Annotated in this window: 21 protein-coding genes and 1 pseudogene; 10 read left to right on the forward strand and 12 right to left on the reverse strand. The window is 52.5% G+C overall.

Going from position 1 to position 24,410, the window contains the following annotated elements; translation table 11 throughout:
• Positions 1 to 3: 3 nt before the first annotated feature.
• Together HA49_RS20330 and ispB are read right to left on the reverse strand one after the other, a co-directional pair.
• A complete protein-coding gene (locus tag HA49_RS20330) occupies positions 4 to 300 on the reverse strand; it encodes a helix-turn-helix domain-containing protein (protein ID WP_038016875.1) in 297 nt (98 codons plus the stop codon).
• 314 nt (positions 301 to 614) lie between these two features.
• Positions 615 to 1,586 carry an octaprenyl diphosphate synthase gene (ispB, locus tag HA49_RS20335; RefSeq protein ID WP_038016878.1) on the reverse strand — a complete coding sequence of 324 codons (972 nt, stop codon included), beginning with the start codon at positions 1,584 to 1,586 and terminating at the stop codon, positions 615 to 617.
• Positions 1,587 to 1,929: 343 nt separating this feature from the next.
• Between ispB and rplU the strand changes: the two genes are divergently transcribed.
• The 3 genes from rplU (at position 1,930) to cgtA (ending at position 3,958) form a co-directional block, all read left to right on the forward strand.
• A complete protein-coding gene (rplU, locus tag HA49_RS20340; RefSeq protein ID WP_038016880.1) occupies positions 1,930 to 2,241 on the forward strand; it encodes a 50S ribosomal protein L21 in 312 nt (103 codons plus the stop codon).
• A 15-nt stretch (positions 2,242 to 2,256) separates the two neighbouring features.
• Positions 2,257 to 2,514 (forward strand): 50S ribosomal protein L27, encoded by a 258-nt coding sequence (rpmA, locus tag HA49_RS20345; protein WP_038016882.1) that lies wholly within the window; start codon positions 2,257 to 2,259, stop codon positions 2,512 to 2,514.
• Between the two features lie 268 nt (positions 2,515 to 2,782).
• Positions 2,783 to 3,958, forward strand: a complete 1,176-nt coding sequence (gene cgtA / locus HA49_RS20350; protein WP_038016884.1) for an Obg family GTPase CgtA — start codon at positions 2,783 to 2,785, stop codon at positions 3,956 to 3,958.
• Between the two features lie 69 nt (positions 3,959 to 4,027).
• On the opposite strand, the gene HA49_RS20355 is transcribed toward cgtA, so the two are convergent.
• From HA49_RS20355 to HA49_RS20375, 5 genes are read right to left on the reverse strand one after another with little or no spacing between them, the layout of a single operon-like run.
• On the reverse strand, positions 4,028 to 4,447 hold the full coding sequence (locus tag HA49_RS20355) for a hotdog fold thioesterase (RefSeq protein WP_038016967.1): 420 nt from the start codon (positions 4,445 to 4,447) through the stop codon (positions 4,028 to 4,030).
• Between the two features lie 4 nt (positions 4,448 to 4,451).
• Positions 4,452 to 5,210: a 2,3-dihydro-2,3-dihydroxybenzoate dehydrogenase gene (gene dhbA / locus HA49_RS20360; protein WP_038016887.1), complete on the reverse strand. Its 759-nt coding sequence runs from the start codon at positions 5,208 to 5,210 to the stop codon at positions 4,452 to 4,454.
• A complete protein-coding gene (locus tag HA49_RS20365; protein ID WP_038016889.1) occupies positions 5,207 to 6,061 on the reverse strand; it encodes an isochorismatase family protein in 855 nt (284 codons plus the stop codon). The genes dhbA and HA49_RS20365 overlap by 4 nt, the downstream gene beginning before the upstream one ends.
• 30 nt (positions 6,062 to 6,091) lie before the next feature.
• Positions 6,092 to 7,702 carry a (2,3-dihydroxybenzoyl)adenylate synthase gene (locus HA49_RS20370; RefSeq protein WP_038016891.1) on the reverse strand — a complete coding sequence of 537 codons (1,611 nt, stop codon included), beginning with the start codon at positions 7,700 to 7,702 and terminating at the stop codon, positions 6,092 to 6,094.
• Between the two features lie 5 nt (positions 7,703 to 7,707).
• Positions 7,708 to 8,898 (reverse strand): isochorismate synthase, encoded by a 1,191-nt coding sequence (locus HA49_RS20375; protein ID WP_038016893.1) that lies wholly within the window; start codon positions 8,896 to 8,898, stop codon positions 7,708 to 7,710.
• 196 nt (positions 8,899 to 9,094) lie between these two features.
• Between HA49_RS20375 and fepB the strand changes: the two genes are divergently transcribed.
• The 4 genes from fepB (at position 9,095) to HA49_RS20395 (ending at position 12,902) form a co-directional block, all read left to right on the forward strand.
• Positions 9,095 to 10,021, forward strand: a complete 927-nt coding sequence (fepB, locus tag HA49_RS20380; protein ID WP_245610253.1) for a Fe2+-enterobactin ABC transporter substrate-binding protein — start codon at positions 9,095 to 9,097, stop codon at positions 10,019 to 10,021.
• 72 nt (positions 10,022 to 10,093) lie between these two features.
• Positions 10,094 to 11,116 carry a Fe(3+)-siderophore ABC transporter permease gene (gene fepD / locus HA49_RS20385; RefSeq protein WP_084706470.1) on the forward strand — a complete coding sequence of 341 codons (1,023 nt, stop codon included), beginning with the start codon at positions 10,094 to 10,096 and terminating at the stop codon, positions 11,114 to 11,116.
• A complete protein-coding gene (fepG, locus tag HA49_RS20390) occupies positions 11,116 to 12,099 on the forward strand; it encodes an iron-enterobactin ABC transporter permease (protein ID WP_038016900.1) in 984 nt (327 codons plus the stop codon). The genes fepD and fepG overlap by 1 nt, the downstream gene beginning before the upstream one ends.
• The gene (locus HA49_RS20395) at positions 12,096 to 12,902 is read left to right on the forward strand and encodes an ATP-binding cassette domain-containing protein (RefSeq protein WP_038016901.1); all 807 of its coding nucleotides are present in this window, start codon (positions 12,096 to 12,098) and stop codon (positions 12,900 to 12,902) included. The genes fepG and HA49_RS20395 overlap by 4 nt, the downstream gene beginning before the upstream one ends.
• A gap of 45 nt (positions 12,903 to 12,947) precedes the next feature.
• Here the strand turns inward: HA49_RS20395 and HA49_RS20400 are convergent, their stop codons facing one another.
• The 3 genes from HA49_RS20400 to fes are packed head-to-tail and all read right to left on the reverse strand — an operon-like array spanning position 12,948 to position 18,328.
• Positions 12,948 to 16,871 carry an enterobactin synthase subunit F gene (locus HA49_RS20400; RefSeq protein WP_038016905.1) on the reverse strand — a complete coding sequence of 1,308 codons (3,924 nt, stop codon included), beginning with the start codon at positions 16,869 to 16,871 and terminating at the stop codon, positions 12,948 to 12,950.
• On the reverse strand, positions 16,864 to 17,085 hold the full coding sequence (locus tag HA49_RS20405; RefSeq protein WP_038016907.1) for an MbtH family protein: 222 nt from the start codon (positions 17,083 to 17,085) through the stop codon (positions 16,864 to 16,866). Before HA49_RS20405 ends, HA49_RS20400 begins: the two co-directional genes overlap by 8 nt.
• 1 nt (position 17,086) lies before the next feature.
• Complete coding sequence (fes, locus tag HA49_RS20410; protein WP_038016909.1) at positions 17,087 to 18,328, reverse strand: enterochelin esterase; 1,242 nt, start codon at positions 18,326 to 18,328, stop codon at positions 17,087 to 17,089.
• Positions 18,329 to 18,589: 261 nt separating this feature from the next.
• Between fes and HA49_RS20415 the strand changes: the two genes are divergently transcribed.
• Positions 18,590 to 20,914: a TonB-dependent siderophore receptor gene (locus tag HA49_RS20415; protein ID WP_038016911.1), complete on the forward strand. Its 2,325-nt coding sequence runs from the start codon at positions 18,590 to 18,592 to the stop codon at positions 20,912 to 20,914.
• 60 nt (positions 20,915 to 20,974) lie between these two features.
• Here HA49_RS20415 and dacB read toward each other — a convergent pair whose 3' ends face one another.
• Positions 20,975 to 22,411 carry a serine-type D-Ala-D-Ala carboxypeptidase gene (gene dacB, locus HA49_RS20420; protein ID WP_038016912.1) on the reverse strand — a complete coding sequence of 479 codons (1,437 nt, stop codon included), beginning with the start codon at positions 22,409 to 22,411 and terminating at the stop codon, positions 20,975 to 20,977.
• A gap of 244 nt (positions 22,412 to 22,655) precedes the next feature.
• Here dacB and greA point away from each other — a divergent pair, with 244 nt between their 5' ends.
• Complete coding sequence (gene greA / locus HA49_RS20425; protein ID WP_038016914.1) at positions 22,656 to 23,132, forward strand: transcription elongation factor GreA; 477 nt, start codon at positions 22,656 to 22,658, stop codon at positions 23,130 to 23,132.
• Positions 23,133 to 23,352: 220 nt separating this feature from the next.
• On the opposite strand, the gene yhbY is transcribed toward greA, so the two are convergent.
• Positions 23,353 to 23,646, reverse strand: coding sequence for a ribosome assembly RNA-binding protein YhbY (gene yhbY, locus HA49_RS20430; protein ID WP_038016916.1), 294 nt, complete (start codon positions 23,644 to 23,646; stop codon positions 23,353 to 23,355).
• 125 nt (positions 23,647 to 23,771) lie between these two features.
• Between yhbY and rlmE the strand changes: the two are divergent.
• Positions 23,772 to 24,402 (forward strand): annotated as a pseudogene (gene rlmE / locus HA49_RS20435) (23S rRNA (uridine(2552)-2'-O)-methyltransferase RlmE).
• Positions 24,403 to 24,410 lie beyond the last annotated feature (8 nt).

Below are 24,410 nucleotides of genomic sequence, written 5' to 3' on the forward strand. Positions count from 1 at the left end.
AAGTTACTGTGGCAAGGGCTGTGTCTGCTCATGACGTGGTAGCCGGCGCATCAGTTTTTCCCGGTCGAGTAATTCATGAGTAATGGGGTCATAGTAACGGCTCGGCCATATTTCTGCCGGATGAATATCAATAGCTTTGGCAATCAGCCATTCACCTTTTGGCCACGGGCGGGATAATGCATTCGCCAGGGTTGAAGAGCTTAACCCCGCATTTCTTGATACAGCTGCCAGAGAAGTTCCTTTTTTTCTGAGCGCCGCGATGATATCTGCAGTGTGCCAGTCCTTTTTCAACGTATTCATCTTATTCTCCTTTTCAGATGCCAGCGATGTCTTCCGGACATCGTTTCATTTAACGCGATAAAATTACATCGTTTATGGAAACAGGTATATCAAAAAACGACCAATAATTTCATAAAATTAATTTTAAAACCGCGAATTTACTACAGCCGTCGCAATTCCGGGTAAAAGCTGGCTGAAAACATCTGAAAATAAACAGGCAGGATCAGATAAATGGAGAGAATGGAAAGAGGGGAAGGGCGATCCGTAACGATCGTCCCGGAGTAAAGGCAAAGGCCACGGATCCTTTGCCTGTCGGCAACCGATCCGTCGGGAGATTAATGATCGCGCTGAACAGACATATGGGCCAGTGACTCTAGCGCCTGACGCCACGGAGTATCAGGCAGACCCTGCAATGCCAGAATAGCTTTATCAGCTTCGGTTTCAGCCCGTTGGCGGGTCCATTCCAGAGAACCACATTGCTGCATGGTTTCCTGAACCTGCTCCAGCAGGTGACGACCATTACCTTGTTCAATGGCCTGGCGGATCATTGCTGACTGTTCAGGATTACCGTGTTTCATTGCGTGCAGTAATGGCAGGGTCGGTTTGCCTTCACTCAGATCATCACCGACATTTTTACCCAGCGCAGTATTATCGGCACTGTAATCCAGCAGATCGTCGATCAACTGGAAAGCGGTACCAATATAACGTCCGTAATCCCGTAATGCCTGTTCCTGATCATCACTGGCGCCAGCTAAAATGGCGGATGTCTGGGAGGCAGCCTCAAACAATCTCGCCGTTTTACTGTAAATGACCCGCATATAACTTTCTTCAGTAATATCCGGATCGTTACAGTTCATCAACTGCAGCACTTCGCCTTCGGAGATCACATTAACGGCTTCTGACATCAGGGCAAGGATCTTTAACGATCCCAGACTGGTCATCATCTGGAAGGCCCGGGTGTAAATAAAATCGCCAACCAGGACGCTGGCGGCATTTCCAAAGGCAGCATTCGCGGTGGCTTTTCCCCGACGCATATCCGATTCATCCACCACGTCATCGTGCAGCAATGTGGCGGTGTGAATAAATTCGATCAGTGCGGCGTTGAGAATATGTTGGTCGCCCTGGTAACCGAGTGCTCTTGCTGCCAGAACTGCAATCATCGGGCGAATGCGTTTGCCTCCGCCGCTGACGATGTAATGACCCAGTTGGCTGATAAGCGCAACATCGGAGTTCAGCTGGTCAAGAATGGTCTGATTGACGGCCGACATATCGGCGGAAGTGATTTCTGTAATTTGTTCTAAGTTCATACGTCTTTTCAGTTTTTGACTCGGTTTTGGCCATTTTATGGCCGTTTAAGCAACAGTGTTCAGATAGTTTGTTTCATCCTGTATCTGAATAAATTTCCCTGTCTGCAGTAACGCTGGCTCCCGGCTGTTTCAATAGACGCCAGCGGCCTTCGAATACCACCTATTGTACTTGAATTTTGATTACAGGAAACACCCGGCTGTGCCCTGTGTTTTTTTTCTGCAATACCCTGCAAACGAGGCTTGTCTTCTGTGTGATATTTGCGTAGAATTCGCGCCCTATTGTGAATATTTATAGCGCCGCCTGATTTACTCAGAAAGGGCTAGCGCAGAAGCGGAGTTTTATATGTACGCGGTTTTCCAAAGTGGTGGTAAACAACACCGAGTTAGCGAAGGTCAGACCGTTCGCCTGGAAAAGCTTGATATCGCAACCGGTGAAACCATTGAGTTTGACCAGGTTCTGATGATTGCCAACGGCGAAGAAGTTACCATTGGTGCTCCACTGGTTTCAGGTGGTGTTATCAAAGCTGAAGTCGTGGCTCATGGTCGTGGTGAGAAAATTAAGATTGTTAAGTTTCGTCGCCGTAAACACTATCGTAAGCAGCAGGGTCACCGTCAGTGGTTCACTGATGTGAAGATCACTGGCATCAGCGCTTAACAGGAGATTTGACAAATGGCTCATAAAAAGGCTGGCGGCTCCACACGTAACGGTCGCGATTCTAACGCAAAACGTCTGGGCGTAAAACGCTTCGGCGGAGAAACTGTACTGGCAGGTAGCATCATCGTTCGCCAGCGCGGAACCAAATTCCACGCGGGTAACAACGTAGGTTGTGGTCGTGACCACACCCTGTTTGCTACTGCAAACGGTCAGATCAAATTCGAAGTTAAAGGTCCGGACAACCGTAAATACGTCAGCATCATCGCTGAGTAATGGTTGAGTGGCCCGGCAACATAATTGTTGCCTGACTTAACGAATTAAAGCCCCGCAGCTTGTGCGGGGCTTTTTACATTCTGCTGCCCTATCCATAGTAAACCCCCGCGTACCTCAGCAGAATGCTGTACACTGGACAGATAAAAGACAGAATACTGATACGGGCATGTATGCCGGTATTATCCGCCGCCGGTCAGCAGAGCAGACCCTGGCGGGCCCGTCTGTAGAGCCGGAGTCTTTACAGGCGCAAGAGTGACGGAGAAGAGAAATGAAGTTTGTTGATGAAGCGACAATTCTGGTTGTCGCAGGCGATGGCGGCAACGGTTGTGTCAGCTTCCGCCGTGAGAAATACATTCCGCGTGGTGGTCCTGACGGTGGAGATGGCGGCGATGGTGGCGATGTCTGGCTGTTGGCGGATGAAAACCTCAATACCCTGATCGATTACCGTTTTGAGAAGGCTTTCCGTGCCGAACGTGGGCAGAATGGCCAGAGCCGTGATTGTACCGGCAAACGCGGAAAAGACGTGGTGATTAAGGTGCCTGTGGGTACCCGGATTATCGATCAGGATACCGGAGAGACCATGGGGGATATGACCCGCCATGAGCAGCGTCTGATGGTTGCCAAAGGTGGCTGGCACGGCCTGGGTAACACCCGGTTTAAATCGTCGGTTAACCGTACTCCGCGCCAGAAAACGATGGGTACAGAGGGCGAGAAGCGTGATCTGCAACTGGAACTGATGCTGCTGGCAGATGTCGGGATGCTGGGGCTGCCTAACGCCGGTAAATCGACCTTTATCCGCGCGGTCTCTGCGGCTAAGCCGAAAGTGGCTGACTATCCGTTTACCACTCTGGTGCCGAGCCTTGGGGTCGTCCGGATGGATCACGAACAGAGTTTCGTGGTGGCAGATATTCCCGGCCTTATCGAAGGTGCTGCAGACGGTGCAGGGTTAGGGATCCGTTTCCTGAAACATCTCGAACGTTGTCGTGTGTTGTTGCATCTGATCGATCTGGCACCGATAGATGAGTCAGATCCGGTAGAGAATGCAAAGATAATCCTGGCTGAGCTGGAAAAATACAGCGATAAGCTTTATCAGAAGCCCCGCTGGCTGGTGTTTAATAAAACCGATCTGCTGGATAAACAGGAAGCGGAGAGCCGCGCTAAGGCCGTGGCAGATGCTCTGGGATGGGATGACAAATATTATCTGATCTCTGCGGCAAGCCGCGATGGTGTTAATGCATTGTGCTGGGATGTGATGAGCTTCATCAACGCCAATCCAAAACAGGCGGAAGAAGAAGAGAAGAAACCGGAGAAAGTCGAGTTCATGTGGGACGACTATCACCGTGAAACTCTGGAAAACAATGCTCAGGCTGAAGAAGATGATGAAGACTGGGACGACTGGGACGAAGATGATGATGAAGGTGTAGAGATCATTTATCAGCGTTGATCCCGGACGATCCATGATCTGCGGGCTGATCATTTAAATGCCGGAGCTTGTCTCCGGCTTTTCACAGGCTTAGCCGAGTACGGACACCGTCAGTCTGGCGGTACAGCACAGTTTCCCTTTACTGTTGCGGATCTCTGTCTGCCAAACCTGTAACTGCCCGCCAATATGCAATGGGTGACAGTTGGCATAAACCAGCCCGCTGGAAACAGACCGGTGGTGGCTGGCATTCACTTCAATCCCGACCACACTTTTACCCTCTTCACAGGCCAGGTAACCGGCGACGGATCCCATGGATTCCGCCAGCACCACGGAAGCTCCGCCATGTAGCAGTCCGAACGGTTGTCGTGTTCGTTCATCTACGGGCATTATCGCTTCCAGATGCTGTTCGCCAATCACAGTGAACTCAATACCCAGGTGCCCGACCAGACAATCCTTGCCCATGGCATTTAATGCTTCGAGGGTAATTGGCCGTTTCCAGACAGTTTCCATGCGATCAGGCCCCCAGAGTGGCTCCGCCATCCACCACAATATCCTGTAATACCACGTGGCTGGCCTGAGCAGAGGCCAGGAACAAAATGGTATTGGTAATTTCCTGTGGCTGGGCGATTTTCTTCAGTGGAATGCCTAACTTAAATTGTTCGGGGAAGCCGTCAATAGTCTGCTGTTCAGACTGAGGGGTCTTCCACAGACTGCGTTGCATTTCTGTATCCGTGGAACCCGGAGAGACAATATTACAGCGTACCCCATGCGGGGCCATTTCCAGGCCAACGGTCAGGCATAAACTGCGTAATGCGGCTTTAGACGCTCCGTAAGCCGACATCCCAAGGCGAGGGGCATGGGCTGCATTTGATGCGACAGTCACGATAGCCCCTTGCTGCTGGCGTCGGAACACCGGTAATGTCTGCTGAAACAGATTAAAAGCCCCGCCAGCATTGACATTCAGGCATTGCTGCCAGTCGTCAAACGAAAGCTCATCCGTGGCGCCGATCCGTAGGATCCCGGCGGCATTAATCAGGACATCCAGCCGGTGTTGTCTGGCCAGCAGGTCCTGACAGACTTCAGTCACCTGTTTTGGATCTGCGACATTCATCACCTGACAGTAGAAAGGGTAGTCCTGCCGGTCAAATTTTAAATCGAATCCGGTCACTTCGGCTCCGGCCTGGTGAAATGCCAGCGCGGTCTGATAGCCGATACCCTGACCAGCACCCGTTACCCAGACTTGTTTGCCCTGAAACTCTGGCCACTGGCTCATGCTTTTACCTCCCCGGACAGCAGGCTCCACCAGCCATCCACAGAGGCATTTTTTGCCAGTGCCACAAAATCAATTTCCGGATGCGCCATACGCCAGCGAGCGGCCAGCGCCATCATGCGTACGGAATCCAGACCATAATCGATCAGATTCTCGTCATCTTCCGGTTCATCGTCATCCTCGAGCAATGGCAGAATCATAGCACGCAGGGCACTTTTACTTTCCGGTAGCAGCATTAAATCTTCGGTCGTCACCACTTTACCACTTCGGCCAGCGGTGTAAGTCAGGGCCATCAGGTGCTCTTCACGACTGAAATCGGCCAGCGCATCGGCTACCATAAAAGGTTTGATATTGCGCATAAAGGCATCGGTGGCCGTTGTCAGGCAACCGATATGCGCATACACCCCGGTAATCAGTAACTGGTTACGTCCCATAGTTTGCAGTCGCTGTTCGAGATCTGAACGGTGAAAAGCACTGTAACGCCATTTAGTCAGGACAATATCCTGATCATCAGCCGCCAATGCATCGGTGATCTGCTGCTGATCCGGATGGCGGTTTAAACCCGGTCCCCACATATCATTAAGCAGGGCGCGGTCTTCATCACTCTGCTGATTTGGCTGTGCGGTATAAAATACCGGTATCCCCAACGCTTTACACTGGGCACGTAACCGGGCAATATTTTCAACTACCTGGCGAATTAACGGGCTATCACTCCCCCAGAAATTCAGAAAATAGTTCTGCATATCATGGATAAGTAGTGCTGCCCGTGCTGGTTCGAACACCCACTGAACTTTATTTTCCGGCAATTCATCCACTGCCGGCAGGGTGTAAGACTCAAGCTTAGGGATACTCATGGTCACTCCATCAATCGGTGGTAATTCGGATTATTTTTGTTCTTCGGTCAGCCACTGGCGCAGTGCTTTTTTATCGACTTTGCCTACCGGAGTCAGCGGCAGCTGATCCTGCTGAATAATGCGATCAGGGAGTTTAAATTCAGCAATACCCTGTTCACGCAGGTGTCGGCGTAAATGTGCCGGCTTGATCGGTAGTTTCGCGACGATAAATGCGCAGCTCTTTTCACCCATGAGTTCATCGCTCATCGACACCAGTGCTGCATCGATAATATCAGGGTGACGTTGCAGCAGATTTTCGATCTCCTCGGCAGCAATCTTCTCTCCGCCACGGTTGATCTGATCTTTTTCGCGTCCCTGAACTTTGATATTGCCTTCCGCGGTGATCTCAATCAGATCACCGGAGCAGTAAAATCCTTCATCATCAAAACAGGTCGCGTTATGTGTCGGGTTATTAAAATAACCACGGAAGGTGTAGGGCCCCCGGGTCATCAGACGACCGGTCTGACCTGCCGGCAACAGCTTGCCGTCTTCATCCACCACTCTGACTTCGTCATCTTCACTCATGGGCCGCCCCTGAGTGGTCACAATTATCTCCAACGGGTCATCCAGCCGGGTATAGTTCACCAGCCCCTCGGCCATACCAAACACCTGCTGTAGCTGACATCCAATTTCAGAAATTATCCGCCGGGCCAGAGTTTCACTCAGACGTGCACCGCCGACCTGCAGGACTTTCAGGGAATTCAGTTCACCGTGATTTCCCTGTTCACTGATGGCCTGTAACCAGAGGCTGACCGCCGGGGGCACCAGACCGGTCAGGGTAATCTGGTGTCTGGCGATCAGCGGGAAACATTGCGTGGCACTGGGATCGGCGGCCATAACGACCAGTCCGCCGGCATAGAAAATCCCCAGGCACCCCGGAGAGCTCATCGGGTAGTTATGGGCAACCGGCAGGGCGCACAGGTAACGGGTATCAGCATCGACACCGCAAATATCATTGCTGGCACGAATACTGTAATAGTAATCGTTATGGGTCCGTGGGATAAGTTTCGGGGTGCCAGTACTGCCCCCGGAAAGCTGAAAGAAAGCGACTTCATCTGCAGCACTGGGATCGGCAACAAAATCGTCTGCCGGCGTGGCAAGCCACTCAGCCAGGTTGTGATCGCCATCGATGGCATGATGCATCAGCACCGTCGTCACAGAAGGAATCTGTTCCCTGAACTGATCAAGAAACTGATTATCGGCAAACAGACTATGCCGGCGATCGGCAATCAGTAGTGCGGGTTTTATCTGTTCGGCATAAGAAAACAGCTCAGTACGCTGATGGCTGTACAGGGCATTCACCGGGGCGACACCCAGTTTCAGAAGCGCAAAGAATACCAGGTAAAACTCGTTATTATTGCCAAGCTGAACCAGTGCGGTATCACCTTTCTTCAGTCCGGCTTGCTGAAGTTTGGCGGCCAGACGGGAACTGGCCAGGGCCATCTGCCGGTAGCTGATCTGCGATTCGTCATCGATAATGGCAACAGCGTCATTATCTTTCTGACGATCGGTAATATCACTTAATGGCAGGTCCAGCCAGTACCCTTTGGTACGGTAGCGACTCGCCAGCTCATCCGGCCAGCGTGTATAGGGGATAGTCATGGGAATTACCTTGATTGTTCAAGCCCGAAAGCTTTCAGCATTGTTGTCAGTTTTACGCCGGTTTCCAGCCATTCAGATTCCGGATTTGATGCAGGGACAACACCGGCACCGGCGAACAGGGTGATATCCTGATTATCGACGGTGGCACAACGTATCGTGACGGCCCATTCGCCATTTCCCTGGTCATCGCACCATCCCACCATGCCGCCAAACAGATGGCGGTCGAAAGGTTCCAGCTGGCGGATTAAGGCCAGCGCCTGAGAATGAGGAAAACCACTCAGTGCCGGTGTCGGGTGCAACAGGGTGGCCAGTGACAAAGCACTTTCATGACTGTTCTTCAACGTGCCCCGGATAGAGGTTGCCAGATGCCATAAGGTTCCTGTCGTGACCAGCTCCGGCACTTCGGGTACCGATAACGTCTCGCTGACCGGTTGCAGGGTATCGCGCATGGCGTCAGTGACCAGGCGGTGCTCATGACGGTCTTTGGCAGAGTTCATCAGGGTCTGTCCAGATCGCTGATCAAGTAGCGGATCACTGGCACGTTTAGCTGATCCAGCCAGCGGACAGGAATAAAATTGATTTGCCTGCTTTCTCAGCAATAATTCCGGACTGGCACCCAATAGTGTGGCACCTGAGGATAACGGAACGTGGAAATGATAGTTATCCGGATTCTGTTGCACAATCTGTGACATCAGCGCCTGCAGATCCATAGACTCAGGGCTGTGGATGTTCAGCAGACGTGACAATACGACTTTATCCAGCTCTCCCCGCTTCATCGCCTCAACTGCCCGGGCCACCATCGAGGTAAAAACGTTTTTCTCCGGGACCTGGCGGACATACAGAGCCTGTTCTGCCGGGGGATTCAGTGCTACGGTCGCCACTGCGGTCAGTTGCTGGCGATCGAAAAATTCGTAGCTTTCCGGAATATACAACTCTGACGGTTGACGTGTATCAAACGGAATTGCGCCGACAACTACCGGACGTGAAATTCCGGCAGCCCGGGCATGGCGGAATGCGGTTGCCAGACTTTCCGCACTGGCTGAAAGTTGCGGGTTTACACCGGAAAGAGGCAGTGTCAGACGTTGAAAACAGCCATCAGTAATCAGGCTTCGCCAGCCTGACGTAAACAGAAATCGGCCTTTTAAGGAGGGAAATTCCCGAAAGCAGGGATTTTCAGCCTGTTCCTTTTCTAGCATAGTTGCATCCTGAAATGATAAAATGTATAATAATGATTATCATTTGTATTGTTTCGTGTAACCTAACCGGATCCGTGTAATGTGTCAACGAAATCGTCCTTTGCAGGTAAAAATCCGCAGTTTATGCGAAAAGTCTCCACTGTAAATTCCGGGAAAAAACATGAAAACAGTACACTCAGGTTATAAATGGTTGTTGATGGTATTTTTACTGCCTTTAAGTATGCAAATCAGTGCCATGGAAGGCTGGCCACGACAGGTTCATGGTGAAAACGGCACCATCACGTTACAACATAAGCCTGAGCGCATTGTCTCTACCAGTGTGACATTGACCGGGTCATTACTGGCGATTGATGCTCCGGTGATTGGCAGTGGTGCGACCGCGCCGAACAGCCGTTTTACCGATTCACAGGGCTTCTTCCGCCAGTGGGGAGATATTGCGAAACAACGCCAGGTGAAGCGTCTGTATATTGGCGAGCCGAATGCTGAAAGTATTGCCAGCGAAGCTCCGGATTTGATACTGGTCAGTGCCACCGGAAATGACAGCGCGATAAAACTGGTAAGTCAGTTATCGGCGATTGCTCCGGTGCTGGTAGTGAACTACGACGATAAGAGCTGGCAGCAACTGGTCACGGAACTGGGACAGGCTACCGGCCATGAAGCTCAGGCGGCACAAAAAGTCGCAGAGTTTGATCAACGTGAAAAAGCGCTGAAAGCAAAACTCCGTCTGCCTCCGCAACCTGTCTCAGCAATGGTCTGGAATGGTGGCGGTCGTGAAGTGAATCTGTGGACCCGCGATTCAGCTCAGGGCAAATTACTGGAACAACTGGGTTTCACTCTCGCCACCCCGCCTGCGTCTGTCACCGGTAATTTCAGCATGGGGCACCGTAAAGATATCATTCAGTTATCCGGCGAAAATCTGGCTGCCGGACTGGCAGGTAAAAGCTGGCTGCTATTTGCCAGTACCGACGATACCGTGCCTCAGGTCCTGAAAGATCAATTCCTTTCACAAACGGATGCTGTCCGTAACAAGCAAGTCTATGCAATGGGAAGTGACAATTTCCGTCTGGATTATTATAGTGCCAGCCATCTGCTGACTACCCTGCAGCATCAGTTCGCACATTAATAGTGAGAGAAAACGGTACATGAGTACCGTTTTCTCTGGCCAGTGGCCGCTTAATTTCTTTGCAAGGGTGGCATTTCCAGTTCGTTGAAGGTCCCGAGGGTTATGCGTCAACCGTATTTGCTGATCTTGCTGTTGTTGTTATTTACTCTGTTAACCATACTGAGCCTGATTGCCGGGTCAAAAATGATTCCGGTGACGGAGACCTGGCAGTCACTATTTTCTCCTGAGCACTGTGTATCTCAGGACTGCACAATTATCCGCTTTGCCCGGTTGCCCAGAACACTGGCCGGGATTGCTGCAGGCATCTCTCTCGGGCTGGCGGGTGCGCTAATGCAGACGCTCACCCGTAATCCGCTGGCTGACCCGGGCATTCTTGGGGTTAATTCCGGTGCGTCTTTCGCCATTGTGCTGGGCATCGCCCTGACAGGGGCCGATACCCCGCAGGCCTGGCTCGGATTTGCTTTTGGCGGCGCGATTCTTGCCTTACTGATTGTCGCGCTGACCGGTGCCGCTGCGGGAGGTCGGGTGAATCCGGTACGGCTGACCCTGGCGGGTGTCGCCCTGGCCGCGGTGCTGGAGGGGATGACTAATGGCCTGTCATTAATGAACCCCGAAATTTATGATCATCTTCGTTTCTGGCTCAGTGGTTCGCTGGATATTCGCCAGTTTACTTCGCTGGCGGTGATCTCTCCGGCAATCTTCCTGGCGACAGTGCTGTCGCTACTATTAAGTAAATCACTGAATAACCTGAGTATGGGCGGAGATCTTGCGGTAACGCTGGGTACCCGGGTATTCCGTACCCAACTGACAGGGCTGGTAGCGGTAGCTGTGCTGGCCGGTTCAGCGACGGCGCTGACCGGGCCGGTGGCGTTTGTCGGTCTGATGGCGCCGCATCTGGGGCGTTTTCTGACGGGTGCTGATCACCGGCGGTTACTGCCGGTCACTCTACTGCTCACTCCCTGTTTACTGCTGGCGGCTGACATTGCCGGCCGCTTTATGGCGGTGGGGGAATTACGGGTTTCTATCGTCACTGCGTTAATTGGTGCGCCGGTGCTGATTTTCCTGATACGCCGTCAGTCCCGGGGAGGTGTCTGATGAAGGCCCGTAACCTGACGGTATTAATCTTTCTGTTGTTGTTACTGCTGTTACTCTGTTTTTTATCGCTGACTCGCGGGACCTTGCCGGTCAGTAATGATCTGTTATGGCAGGTGCTGCGGGGGGATGCGCCCCGTGGGATTAGCATGGTGGTTATCGACTGGCGGCTACCGCGTGTAGTAGCAGCGCTGATTACCGGTGCGGCTCTGGCACTCAGTGGCGCCATTTTCCAGTCACTGTTGCGCAATCCACTGGGCAGCCCGGATGTGCTGGGCTTTAATACCGGCGCATTTTCGGCGGTATTACTGGCAATGGTGTTTCTGCCAGGCAAACCAGCGATATTAGCACTGGCGGCGCTGGCGGGAGGCCTGGTAACGGCGGCAATTGTGTATCTTTTTTCCTGGCGTCAGGGGGTGGCAACCTTCAGGTTGATCATCGTCGGGATTGGTGTGCGTGCATTGCTGATGTCACTTAATAGCTGGCTTATCACCACGGCCTCACTGGATACTGCATTATCTGCCGGGTTATGGAGTGCCGGGTCACTGAACGGTATCAACTGGAACAGCCTGCCTCCGGTCGCTCTGATTTTACTGCTGGCAACGGCTGCCAGCGCGCTGCTGGCAAGACGTATGCGATTGCTGGAAATGGGCGATGATATGGCTGCCGCCTTAGGTATTCCGGTCGAACGTAGCCGACTGTGGTTAATGCTGGTGGGGGTGATACTGACTGCAGTATCAACGGCGCTGATTGGTCCGGTGTCGTTCGTCGCGCTGGTCGCACCACAAATTGCCAGTCGTCTGTGTCGTCATGGACCCTATCAACTGATTGCCAGTGCATTCAGTGGTGCTGCTCTGTTACTGGCGGCAGACTATATTGCCACACATGTTTTCGTCCCGTATCAGCTGCCGGTCGGTGTCGTCACGGTCAGTCTGGGAGGGTTGTACTTAATGAGCTTACTGGTCAGAGAGGCACGTCGCAAATGACCGACAGACAATCACCCTTACAGGGGAATCACCTGACCCTCGGCTACGATAAGAAAATTATTGCCCGCGATTTGTCCGTGTCTATTCCTCAGGGGGAAGTGACGGTGATTATTGGTCCGAACGCCTGCGGAAAATCGACCTTGCTGCGTACACTGAGTCGATTACTTACTCCACTGGAGGGGCAGGTGGTACTGGATGGTGAGGCGATTAGCAGTTATCCGACCAAAGAAATTGCGCGGCGGCTGGGGCTTTTACCGCAATCTCCCAATTCCCCGGCCGGTATTACGGTACGCGAATTAGTGTCACGCGGCAGATATCCGCATCAGCAACTGTTTGGCCGCTGGCGTAACGAAGATGCGCAGGCGGTAGATCAGGCAATGCAGGCTACCAGAGTTGACCATCTGGCAGAGCAAACCGTGGATACCTTGTCGGGTGGGCAGCGGCAACGGGTGTGGATCGCGATGGTACTGGCGCAGCAAACCCCACTGTTGTTGCTCGATGAACCTACCACCTGGCTGGATATCACTCATCAGATAGAACTTATGGAGCTGATGCGTGATCTTAATCGCCAGCACGGCAGAACGCTGGTAGTGGTGTTGCATGAACTGAATCATGCCTGCCGTTATGCCACACATCTGATAGCCATGCGTGACGGGCAGATTATCGCTGAGGGTAAACCTTCAGAGATCGTCACTGCAGAGCTGATTGAGCAGGTGTATGGACTGAAATGTATGATCATCAGCGATCCGGTGGCCGGAACGCCGATGGTTGTCCCCTTGGGCAGAGAGCTGCGAACTCCGTAACTGTTGCAACCTGCCGGAAGCACCAGGGCTTCCGGTAAGCATTAGTTATTTCTGCAGGCTTTCCAGCCGCTGGCTGATTGCCGGACCGATGATCGCCAAAACCCCCTCAGAAAAGATTTCTGAATGGGCGCAGTCGACGGGCACAACTTCCAGCTGACGGATATACGGCGCCCAGCATTGCTGTGCATCAGCCCCCTGCAGGCGGGTTCTTTCGGCCAGGAACATGGTGGCCTTACCCCCAAAGTGGGCGCTGGTCGCAGTGGTCAGTAGCCTGACCGCGCTGGCATAGTTCTGACTAATGACTTCAAACATCCCGGCCATATCCTCACCGGCCATTTTCCGCTGACTTTGCATAAATTGCTCACGCTCGCGGTCAACTTCAGCCAGCACTTCCGGGTCCAGTACATTTTTCCCCTGGCGTTCATCCCAGTTTTGGGTTTCCGGTGGCCAGGTATCCAGTAGCCCAAGGAAAGCAACCTGCTCACCGGCGGCTTCCAGACGGGCTGCTACTCCCTGAGCCAGCGTGCCACCCAGCGAATATCCGATCAGATAATAGGGTCCATGAGGTTGCTGCTGGCGGATAAGTTGCAGATGCGCATCACAGATATCGTCTATATGCTGGCTCTGTTGCAGAATTCCGTCGGCGGTTGGCGACTGAATGCCGGTCACTGACCAGTGAGCCGCCAGATAACGACGCAATACACTGAACTGCCAGGCAAAGCCGGAGGCAGGGTGGAAGCAGAATAGCCGGGGGCCATGACTTTCCCGCAGTGGCAGTAATGGCTCATGACCGGCTTCGTTCCCCTGATCCTGCTGCGGTGCCGTCAATAACCGGGCCAGTTTTTCGACGCTGGGTGCGACCATAATCTGTCCGACGGTGATATGTTGGTGTAATTTTTTACGCAAACGTGCCGCCAGCCGCATTGCCAACAGTGAGTGTCCGCCAAGAGCGAAGAAGTCATCTGTGGCAAACACTGTGTCGCAGCCAAGAATCGCGGCAAATTCTTCGGCCAGCTCGCTTTCCAGCCCTGCTGTCGGTTTTCGCTGGTGTTTACCGGAATGCAGAGCCGGTAACGGTAATGCTTTACGATCCAGCTTGCCGTTATTACTCAGAGGGAACTCAGCGACCTGCATAATCGCCACCGGCACCATATGAGCCGGTAAGTGTGCTGCCAGCTGTGATCGCAGTTGCTCTGTGTCTACCGGTTGATCGCTTATTACATAAGAAATCAGCTGGCGGGCATCTTCCCAGCGTTGGTCATGACTCTGGTTTTCCTGCAATACGCGCGCCAGCGTAACAGCCTGTTCTACGCCAGCCTGCTCAAGCAGGACATGATCAATTTCGGTCAGTTCAATACGCTGTCCGCGGATTTTCAACTGATCATCGTTCCGGCCAAGATATTCTATAGCGCCATTAGCCAGCCGCCGTACCACGTCTCCGGTACGGTACATCCGTTCACCTTCAGCACCTGGCAGGGCCACAAACCTGGAGGCAGTCAGACCCGGACGGCCCAGATAGCCCTGAGCCAGTTGAATACCACTTAGCCACAGCTCTCCGGCAATACCTTGCGGCAGAGGTTGTAGCTGTCCATCGAGAATATGCAGTCCGGTATTCCAGACCGGGAAGCCGATGGGCACGCTGCTGCCGGTTACCGCCGCCAGCTCAGGACCGAAAGCCGGGTACCAGCTGACATCCACGGCCGCTTCCGTCGGGCCGTATAAATTGTGCAGTTCCGTTCCGCATAACTGCTGCCACTGACGGGCAAGGGCTGTCGGCAGGGCTTCGCCGCTACAAAATACCCGACGCAGTTCGCGGGCAACCAGCCTCGCACTGTCCGGAGGTAACGATGAAGTAAAGGCCGCTAACATCGATGGTACAAAATGGAGTGTGGTGACATGATAATCGAGTATCAGTCTCAGTAATGCTTCCGGGTCGCGGTGTGATTCCGGCGGTGCCATCATCAACCGGGCCCCGGTAATCAGCGGCCAGAAAAATTCCCATACAGACACATCGAAACTGGCCGGGGTCTTTTGCAATACGACATCGGTGCTGTTCAGCGGATAATGATTTTGCATCCACAACAGACGGTTGACGATAGCCTGATGGCTGACCAGTACGCCTTTCGGCCGACCGGTAGAACCGGAGGTATATATCAGGTAGGCACCATCACCCGCAAGTGGTCCGGGCAATGACAAGGGGCCGCAAAGTGGCGACAACAAAGCATTATAATGGTACTGAGCGACTTCACTGATCGCCCGGAAACGGGAAGTCAGTTCGTATCCGGTAATCAGGAGTTTGGGGGCTGCGTCTTCCAGCATCATCTGCAGACGGTCGTCCGGGTAACCGGTATCCAGCGGTAGCCAGACGGCACCCAACCGAACAATAGCCTGTAATGCCAGCGACAAGCAGACTGATCGTGGCAGGGCGACAGCCACGATATCCCCGCGACTCACACCCGCCTGATGCAGTTGCTGTGCCAGTGCCAGGACCTGCTGGTGCATTTCGTGATAAGTGAGTTGCTGGTGCACATCCGTCAGACCAATTGCCTGAGGTGAAGACAACGCCTGCTGTTCCAGCAGGTCAGATAAGGTGGTTGCCGGCACAGGGTGTCGTGCCTGACCGATATCAGCAAGCTGTTGTTGCTCTTTAGCATTCAGCATGATCGCCTCTGAACATATCAGACCGGCTGACTGGCCAAACTGTTGCGCCAGTAATGGCAGACGATCCAGATGTTCCTGAAGCTGGCCGGCATCATAGCGTCCGGCATTAGCCAGTATTCCAAAAGTTACATCGCCGGATTCGCCAGGAAAAATGGCGATTTCCAGATCACGCACTGGGCCGGAGGCAAGATGACGGGTATCGGCATGCAGGCCATTGAAACTGAGTTGATAATCAAACATTTTAACGTTGATCACCGGACCATACAGCGGATCGCTGTCACCGTGACGGCCGGCATCACGCATCACCTGTTCCGAATCGTAACGCTGGTGGCGGCGGTTTTTCTTAATTTCTTTAGCCAGCCGGGCAGCCAGTTCAGTCAGTGTCAGCCCGGGCTGATAATCGACAGCCATCGGTAATACATTAATGACCGGACCTGTGGCGCACAGGGCTGCTGAGCCAAGGCGACGCATAAAGATAAACCCACTACTGAAAGGTTGCTGTCCGGTCAGACGAGCCAGCCAGACAGCGACCAGCGCAATCGCTCCGTCGGTGAGCGTCAGTTTTTCCGCTGTCAGCTGGTTGCACAGTGGTTGCAGATCGGTGGCGGACAGGGTCAGTTGCAGCCGGATAAGTTCAGTCGAAGGGGGTTGTCCGCTCAGTGGCTGTTCAGAGAGGCTAACTGGCGCAGGCAGTGTATTAACTTTCTCCTGCCAGTAGCCGGCATCCCGTTGCCAGCCGGCAGACTGTTGGTAATCCAGATATTCAGCAACCACGTCACTGAACGGAGTGAACGGAGTCGGCCCCGTATCATTCTGCTGGCATAAAGCCGTGTAGATCTCCGCAATACGACGGGTCAGGGCCGTGAAACTGAAACCATCGATCGCAATGTGATGATAACGCTGATACCAAAGCCAGTGGTTATCTTCGATCTGCAAAATCAGATGACGATACATCGGTTTACCCGGCGCCAGTCGCAAATCACTGTGTAAATCCTGGTGAATCAGGTATTCTGCGGTCTCACGTGGATCAGTCTCTGCACGAAGGTCACGATATTCCGCGTCAATCACCGGTGCCTGACCCGGGCATTGCATGGCTTCACCCTCAATATCTTCAAACACCATATGCAGGGTATCGGCTTCAGCCAAACCATGGCGGATAGCGGCGCTGAGATGTGGCAGTGAGATCTCGCCCCGCAATTCTGTCACATGGGCAACCGCGTAGGCATTGGTGTAAGGTGATAACTGATCTGCCAGCCAGATCCCGGGTTGTGCTGCAACCAGTGGCAGCCAGCGTGTTTGTTCAGACATAATGACTTCCGGTACTCAGTTGTGCCGCAGGACGGATATCTGTCCAGTGTGATTCCAGCCATAGCAGGCATTGTTCCTGTGGGCAGGGGCCATAGACCCGCAACCAGCCGTCAGGGACAGCAATAGATTCCGGCCACAGACTAAACTGCCCTGCATGATTTTTCAGCACGCTGGCAGAGGCATCTGGCTGGTCAAATGGATGAAGATTCTTCATATCAGACTCCTTCCCGGGATGACTCAGGATGAGCATTAAGAGTGGCCTGTAATCCATAGAGCAGCCCGCCACGCCAGCACAGCGCGTCATGGCCCCCCTCAATAAATTTCAGTGTGGCAGTAATATCCTGTCGGCACAGCGCATCGTAGAGAGCACTGTTGGCCTGACAAATCACCTGTTCACGGCGCCCCGCCTCCAGATAAATCCGGCGTGGCGCAGTGGTAAAGGCATGTTGTTCCAGTTGTTCAGTGAGCCAGCCGGTGGGCTGTCCGCGTCCTGGCCACCAGAAAGAGCCGGACAGGCTGACGGCCATGCCAAAGGATTCCGGCTTGTGTAATGTGGCATAAACCGCCGACAATCCACCAAAACTCTGCCCGGCGATCAGTGTTCGCTCAGCCGCCGCTTGCCAGCCGGTCCACTCAGCGACCCTGGGTAGGAGTTCCTGTTGAATAGCCTGCCAGAAATCCGGATTACAGGTCAGTTCCCGGGTACGGTGCTGACGATCGATAATATCGACCATCACGTAAATGGCGGGTGGCAACAATTGCCGATCGGTCAGTGACTGCAGGGGGGCCGCGACCGGCATTTGGTCAGCCCAGAATTGTCCATCCAGTAGCAGCACTAACGGGCGTTCAGGATTGCCCTGTTCACCGCTCTGATATATCCGGATCTTGCGTTGGTTACTGAGCAGAGAGCTGTCCCACAGATACTGTTCCAGAGGAAGTGTCGCTTCCTGATGCTGATCCAGTGGCTGCCATTCGGGCTGCGGCGGGGCATCCGGCATATGCAACGGAGAAACTGACATTCCCCGGCCACCTGACCAGTGTCGCAACGGATTAAGCGGGTCATACCCGGCAAGAGAGAATTTTTCCCGCCACCATTCCCGCCTCTGGTAGATATCTGCTGTGTCGTCAGGTCGTTCAGCGCTGGTATCCGGAATCAGGCAGTAGCTGCCACGCCAGTCGGAAGGCAGCCGGGTTTGCCAGAACCAGACATCCGTCCCGGCTACGCGTTGCAGTGAGCGGGGCGGCGTTTTCTGGTGGTGGTCTGTGATGCCGGTGATATTGATCCAGACATGACGATAGCCGGAGGTCGCTTCATTGCCCTGCGGATCCCGCCACAGAAAAGTGACTTCACATTCGCTGCCAACAGCAGGCGAAATACGCGGAAGTCCTTGTTGTTGCTGTTCTTGCCACCAGGATTCACTCCCGGGGTGCTCGGTAAACCAGTCAGGGATAGCCATTCGCAGGATAGTCAGATCGCTAAAAAAATAGAGTAATTAATAATAGTATTGATAATTATTTCTGTTTGCAATAAGGTGTTGCGGCGTCTGTCTTTGCTGTTGCAGAAACTGCCCTTATCCCTGCCGTCCGCCGGTATTTCTTATTGCAAAAGCAGTTGTCCGCAAAGGCGTAGCTGAACACTTTATGAAAAACGTGGCTCAATAACCGGATTTTCTCCAGCCAGCCTGGTCTGCGCGTGGCAGAAGACCAGGATCATTCTAATGAAAAAAATATCTCTGCTTTCCACTGCTATTTGCCTTGAGCTCGGGGCATCGGCGTTACTCTTTTCATATCCGGTACTGGCAGCTGACACCGCCACTAACGATACAGCGGCCAGCCAGCAACAGGCGACTGAACCAACGGCAGTTAGTAAGACTGATACCGACAGTGGCACGATTGTGGTGACCGCCAGACAACAAAATTTACAGGCACCGGGCGTTTCTACCATTACCGCAGACGAAATCCGTAAACATCCGCCGGCACGTGATGTTTCTGAAATTATTCGTACCATGCCTGGCGTTAACCTGACCGGGAACTCGACCAGTGGTCAGCGCGGTAATAACCGTCAGATTGACATCCGTGGGATGGGGCCGGAAAACACCCTGATTCTGATTGATGGCAAACCGGTTTCCAGCCGCAACTCGGTCCGCTTTGGCTGGCGTGGGGAACGGGATACCCGGGGGGATACTAACTGGGTACCACCTGAGATGATTGAACGTATTGAAGTAATCCGCGGTCCTGCCGCGGCTCGTTACGGTAATGGTGCCATGGGCGGGGTGGTGAATATCATCACCAAACAGGCAACTAACCAGTGGCATGGTTCATGGGATACCTATCTGAATGCGCCACAGCATAAATCGGAAGGTTCCACCAAGCGCACCAACTTCAGCCTGATGGGGCCGGTTTCTGACAGCCTGACACTGAGTATCTGGGGTAATCTGGATAAAACCCAGGCCGACGCCTACGATATCAACGAGTCGCATACTACTCCTCGCCCGGGCTTGTATGCGGGTGGCTATCCTGCTGGGCGCGAAGGGGTTATCGATAAGGAATTGCACGGTAAATTAAACTGGGAATTTGTCCGTAACCAGCATCTGGAATTTGAAGCAGGTACCAGCCGTCAGGGAAATCTGTATGCCGGCGATACCCAGAATACCAACACGACAGATTTCGTAAAATCGATGTACGGTAAAGAGACTAACCGTATTTATCGTCAGAACTATTCACTCACCTGGACCGGGGTCTGGGATAGCGGGGTCAGTACCAATACTTACGCTCAGTATGAAAGAACCCGTAACTCAAGATTGTCTGAAGGGCTGGCTGGAGGGTTTGAAGGCGTACCGAGTGGTGGTTTTGCTGATATCGATTTAGGTGATGTACTGCTGCATAGTGAAGTTAGCATTCCGTTTAACCTGATGGTAAATCAGAACCTGACGCTGGGTACCGAATGGAATCAGCAGAAAATGAAAGACGGAGTATCGACCAGCCAGGCACTGACCGGGGACAGAACCGGGGGGGCAATTGACGGGATAACTACCGGGACACGCGACCCGTACTCCAGCGCCGAAATCTTCTCGTTGTTTGCTGAAGATAATATGGATATTACCGACAGCACTGTGCTGACCCCGGCGCTGCGTTTCGATCACCATTCAGTTTCAGGAACTAACTGGAGCCCGTCACTGAATCTGTCGCAGAATCTCACCGACAACATTACCCTGAAAATGGGGATTGCCCGGGCTTATAAAGCCCCTAATCTGTATCAGACCAACAGAAATTATATTTTATACAGCAATGGCCAGGGCTGTAACGGCTATGCCGGTTCAGGCGCCGGATGTTATCTGATGGGTAACGATAATCTGAAAGCCGAAACCAGTACTAACAAAGAAATCGGGCTGGAATATAAAGATGACGCCGGTCTGCAGGCCGGGGTTACCTGGTTCCGCAACGACTATCGCAACAAGATTGAGGCGGGTACCAGTTCTATTGGTACCAGCAGTACCGGTACTTATATCTACCAATGGCAAAATGTTCCGAAAGCCGTCGTAGAAGGTCTGGAAGGCACGCTGAATATTCCCGTTACCGATACCCTCAGCTGGAATAACAATATGACCTGGATGCTGCAGAGTAAGAATAAAACCACCGGTGATCGCTTATCGGTTATTCCGCAGTTTACCCTGAATTCCGGACTCACCTGGCAGGCGCGTGAAGATCTGTCTCTGGCAACAACCTTTACCTGGTATGGGCGTCAGAAACCTAAACGTCTCGACTATCGCGGTAATGTGGTTAGTTACCCGGACACCCGCGAAGTCAGCCCGTACAGTATCGTCGGTGCCAGTGCGACCTGGGATGCGACCAAAAATGTCAGCATCACTGCCGGGATAGAGAACCTGTTTGATAAACGCCATTTCCGTGAAGGTAACGCCCAGTCTACGGGAACCATTACTTCATCAGGAGTGGTTAACCCGATTACTATCTACGGCGCCGGTGCGAATACTTACAACGAATCAGGGCGGACGTTCTATATGAGTCTGAATACCCACTTCTGATCAGTGAGCGACATAAAAAACGCCGCCCTCAGAAATGAGCGCGGCTTTTTGTTTACCGAATCAGTACTGCTGGTAAAGATCGCGATACAGACGGCTTTCAAAGCGTACCAGCGGAGCGCGGCGGGTACGCTGGTCCTGCGGCGGTACCGCGTAGCCAGAGAGATACTGCACAAACGCGATTTTATTGCCGTTAGCGGTGGTCAGGAATCCTGCCAGGTTATAAACCCCCTGCAAAGAACCGGTTTTCGCCGATAACTTACCATCCACCCCGGCCTCATGCAGACCACCCCGGTACTGCAGGGTTCCGTCATGCCCGGATAATGGCAACATGCTGATGAAGTCCAGTGTACTGTCGTTTTTGCCAATGTATTGCAATGCCTGCATCATGGTGGTGGGGGCGACCAGATCGTGGCGCGACAGCCCGGAACCGTCCATCTGCACCGTATTGCCGAAATCAATCCCGGCTTTCTCTTTCAGAATTCTCCTGACCGCATCAGAACCCGCACGATAAGTGCCTGGTACGTTAAAGTAGTGATGGCCAATGGTTCGGAAAATAGTATCGGCATACATGTTATCGGACACCTTCAGCATATGGTGCAACAGGTCATGTAGCGGTGCTGAATCATGGCTGGCAAGTACGGTACCCGGCGGGGTCGGCTGAGTTTGCCGTAACAGATGACCACTGTAGTCGATATCTGCCTGACGCAATTCATCACGCAGAATTTCACCGGCCCAGGCGGCGCCATCCTGCACAGCAAAGGCTAACGGAAGCGGGTCGGCGCGTTTACGCAGACACCCGGTCAGGGTATAGCGGTTTAATTCACCCGGTACCACATCGAGTTCACAATACTGGCCTTCCGTGGAATTGGGGGCGATAGTCTTCACTTCGCTGAACATATGTGCCGGATAGTAGGAGGCTATACGAATATAGGCGTTTTGCCCGGGAGTATCAGCACTGTAGAGGGCAACAGAAAAACAGTTTTTGTCGATAATTGCGGCCCCCGGTGGAGCACTGAAACACTGGGTCAGATCGTTCCAGGGCCAGCCCGGAGCAGCATCATGGCTGGCAAATACTGAGGTATCAATCACCAGGTTGCCCTGAATATGGGTGACCCCCTGTTTTTTCAGGCTACTCACCATCGCCCGTAAATCCTGACGGGTAAATGACGGGTCGCCGTCGAATCGCGCCACCAGGTCACCCTGTAATGTACCGTTACTGATTTTACCTTTTGTTTCAAACGTGGTCTGAAACCTGAAATCTTTGCCCAGTTCCAGCAGCGCGGCCAGTGATGTGAAAATTTTCATCGTACTGGCAGGCAACGACATACGCTGGCCGTTATAGTCCACCAAAGGTTCCTGCGAGCCGACTTTTTGTGCCAGGAACGCCAGACTGGTCCCGCTTGGCAAATATTGTGTATATTGCTCTACAGGGATAGCGGCCTGAGCCTGCAGAGTAAAAGCGAGAGTCAATCCTGATATAAGTCGTAAAAATCGCATAATCTCGGGCTAAGTGACGGAGGAAGCCGCAATACTACGTCCCCTTATGGGGGAAAGTAAACGATGACCCATAGGGAACTCCGGGGTAAAATACGTATCAAAATGAAAAACTGACGCTTGCCTGTGGTTAAACATGCCCCGGGCAGGCTTGTTTTATTCTGAAATTAATGCGTTGCAGGACGCTATTCTCTGCAGTCATCAGTCAGGATGACACTTCTACACATAAGATAATGAGGAGTTTAAGATGAGTCAGGTTCCTATGACGCTGCGTGGTGCTGAAAAACTGCGTACAGAACTTGAAGAGCTGAAAACTGTGAAGCGTCCCCGCATCATCGCCTCTATCGCGGAAGCGCGTGAACACGGCGATCTGAAAGAAAATGCGGAGTATCATGCTGCCCGTGAAGAGCAGGGGTTTTGTGAAGGGCGTATTCAGGAAATTGAAGCAAAATTATCCAATGCTCAGATCATTGATGTCACTAAAATGCCGGCCACAGGGCGGGTTATTTTTGGGGCAACCGTCACCGTCTATAACACCGCAACCGATGAAGAATCGACTTACCGGATTGTGGGGGACGATGAAGCCGATTTTAAGCAAAATCTGATTTCTGTAAATTCACCGATGGCCCGCGGATTAATTTCCAAGCAACAGGATGATGTTGCGGTAATTAAGACGCCGGGTGGTGATGTGGAATATGAGATTCTGCGGGTGGAATACCTGTAATCTCTTGCTACGCTTAAGTAACAGAATGTCACTTTTACCGGTAAGTGATTCAGCGGATGAGTAAAAATGTGCGGTAACCCTGCATTGATTTACTTAGCGTGGTAACATAAGTTGCCTGAATGAAATGTAAAGAATAGAAAAGGCCGCGGGTGCGGCCTTTTAACCCACAGCACAGCTGTGGCAATTTCTTCGGGCGCCGTTACCGGTACGGCGCAGAAATTCAGCGAGGCAGAGAAATTTTATTCTCTTTTGAGCGGCGATACAGCACCAGTATTTTGCCAATAACCTGAACTTCTGAAGCCTGGGTTTCACGAATAATGGCATTAACAATCAAAGCTTTAGTTTCGCGGTCTTCACCTGCGATTTTTACTTTGATCAGTTCGTGATGTTCCAGCGCGTTCTCGATTTCAGCCAGTACACCTTCGGTCAGGCCGTTGTTGCCTAACATGACAACTGGCTTCAGGGGATGGGCCAGGCCTTTCAGGTGCTGTTTTTGTTTGGTACTCAGATTCATCGTATTATTTACTTACTCAGGGATTGAAAACGGTTCATTCTACCGCCATCTCTGGTATATCGCCAAATCAACGCGAATTATACGTGGTGATTTCTCGCGACAAGCACGAATTAGTTGGAAAAATTATGACCGGTAAAAAGCGTTCAGCCAGTTCCAGCCGCTGGCTTCAGGAACACTTTAGCGATAAGTATGTGCAGCAGGCACAAAAAAAACGGGTTGCGTTCGCGCGCCTGGTTTAAACTGGATGAAATTCAGCAAGGTGACAAATTATTCAAACCGGGCATGACGGTTGTTGACCTTGGCGCAGCTCCGGGGGGCTGGTCGCAATATGTGGTTCAACAAATCGGTTCCAAAGGGCGTATTATTGCTTGCGACCTGCTGCCGATGGACCCTATTGTAGGGGTAGACTTTCTGCAGGGTGATTTTCGTGACCAGGCGGTTTTAGCAGCATTACTGGAACGTGTAGGTGATGATAAAGTTCAGGTCGTCATGTCTGATATGGCACCGAATATGAGCGGTACTCCGGCAGTGGATATTCCACGTTCGATGTATCTGATAGAGCTGGCGTTGGATATGTGTCGGGATATTCTGGCGCCGGGTGGTAGTTTTGTAGTGAAAGTGTTTCAGGGAGATGGCTTCGATGAATACCTGCGGGAAATTCGCTCCCTGTTTACGAAAGTGAAAATTCGGAAGCCTGACGCTTCACGTTCACGTTCACGTGAAGTGTACATTGTAGCGACTGGGCGCAAACTATAGTACCCTAC

This window comes from Tatumella morbirosei (genome assembly GCF_000757425.2).
Lineage (GTDB): Bacteria > Pseudomonadota > Gammaproteobacteria > Enterobacterales > Enterobacteriaceae > Tatumella > Tatumella morbirosei.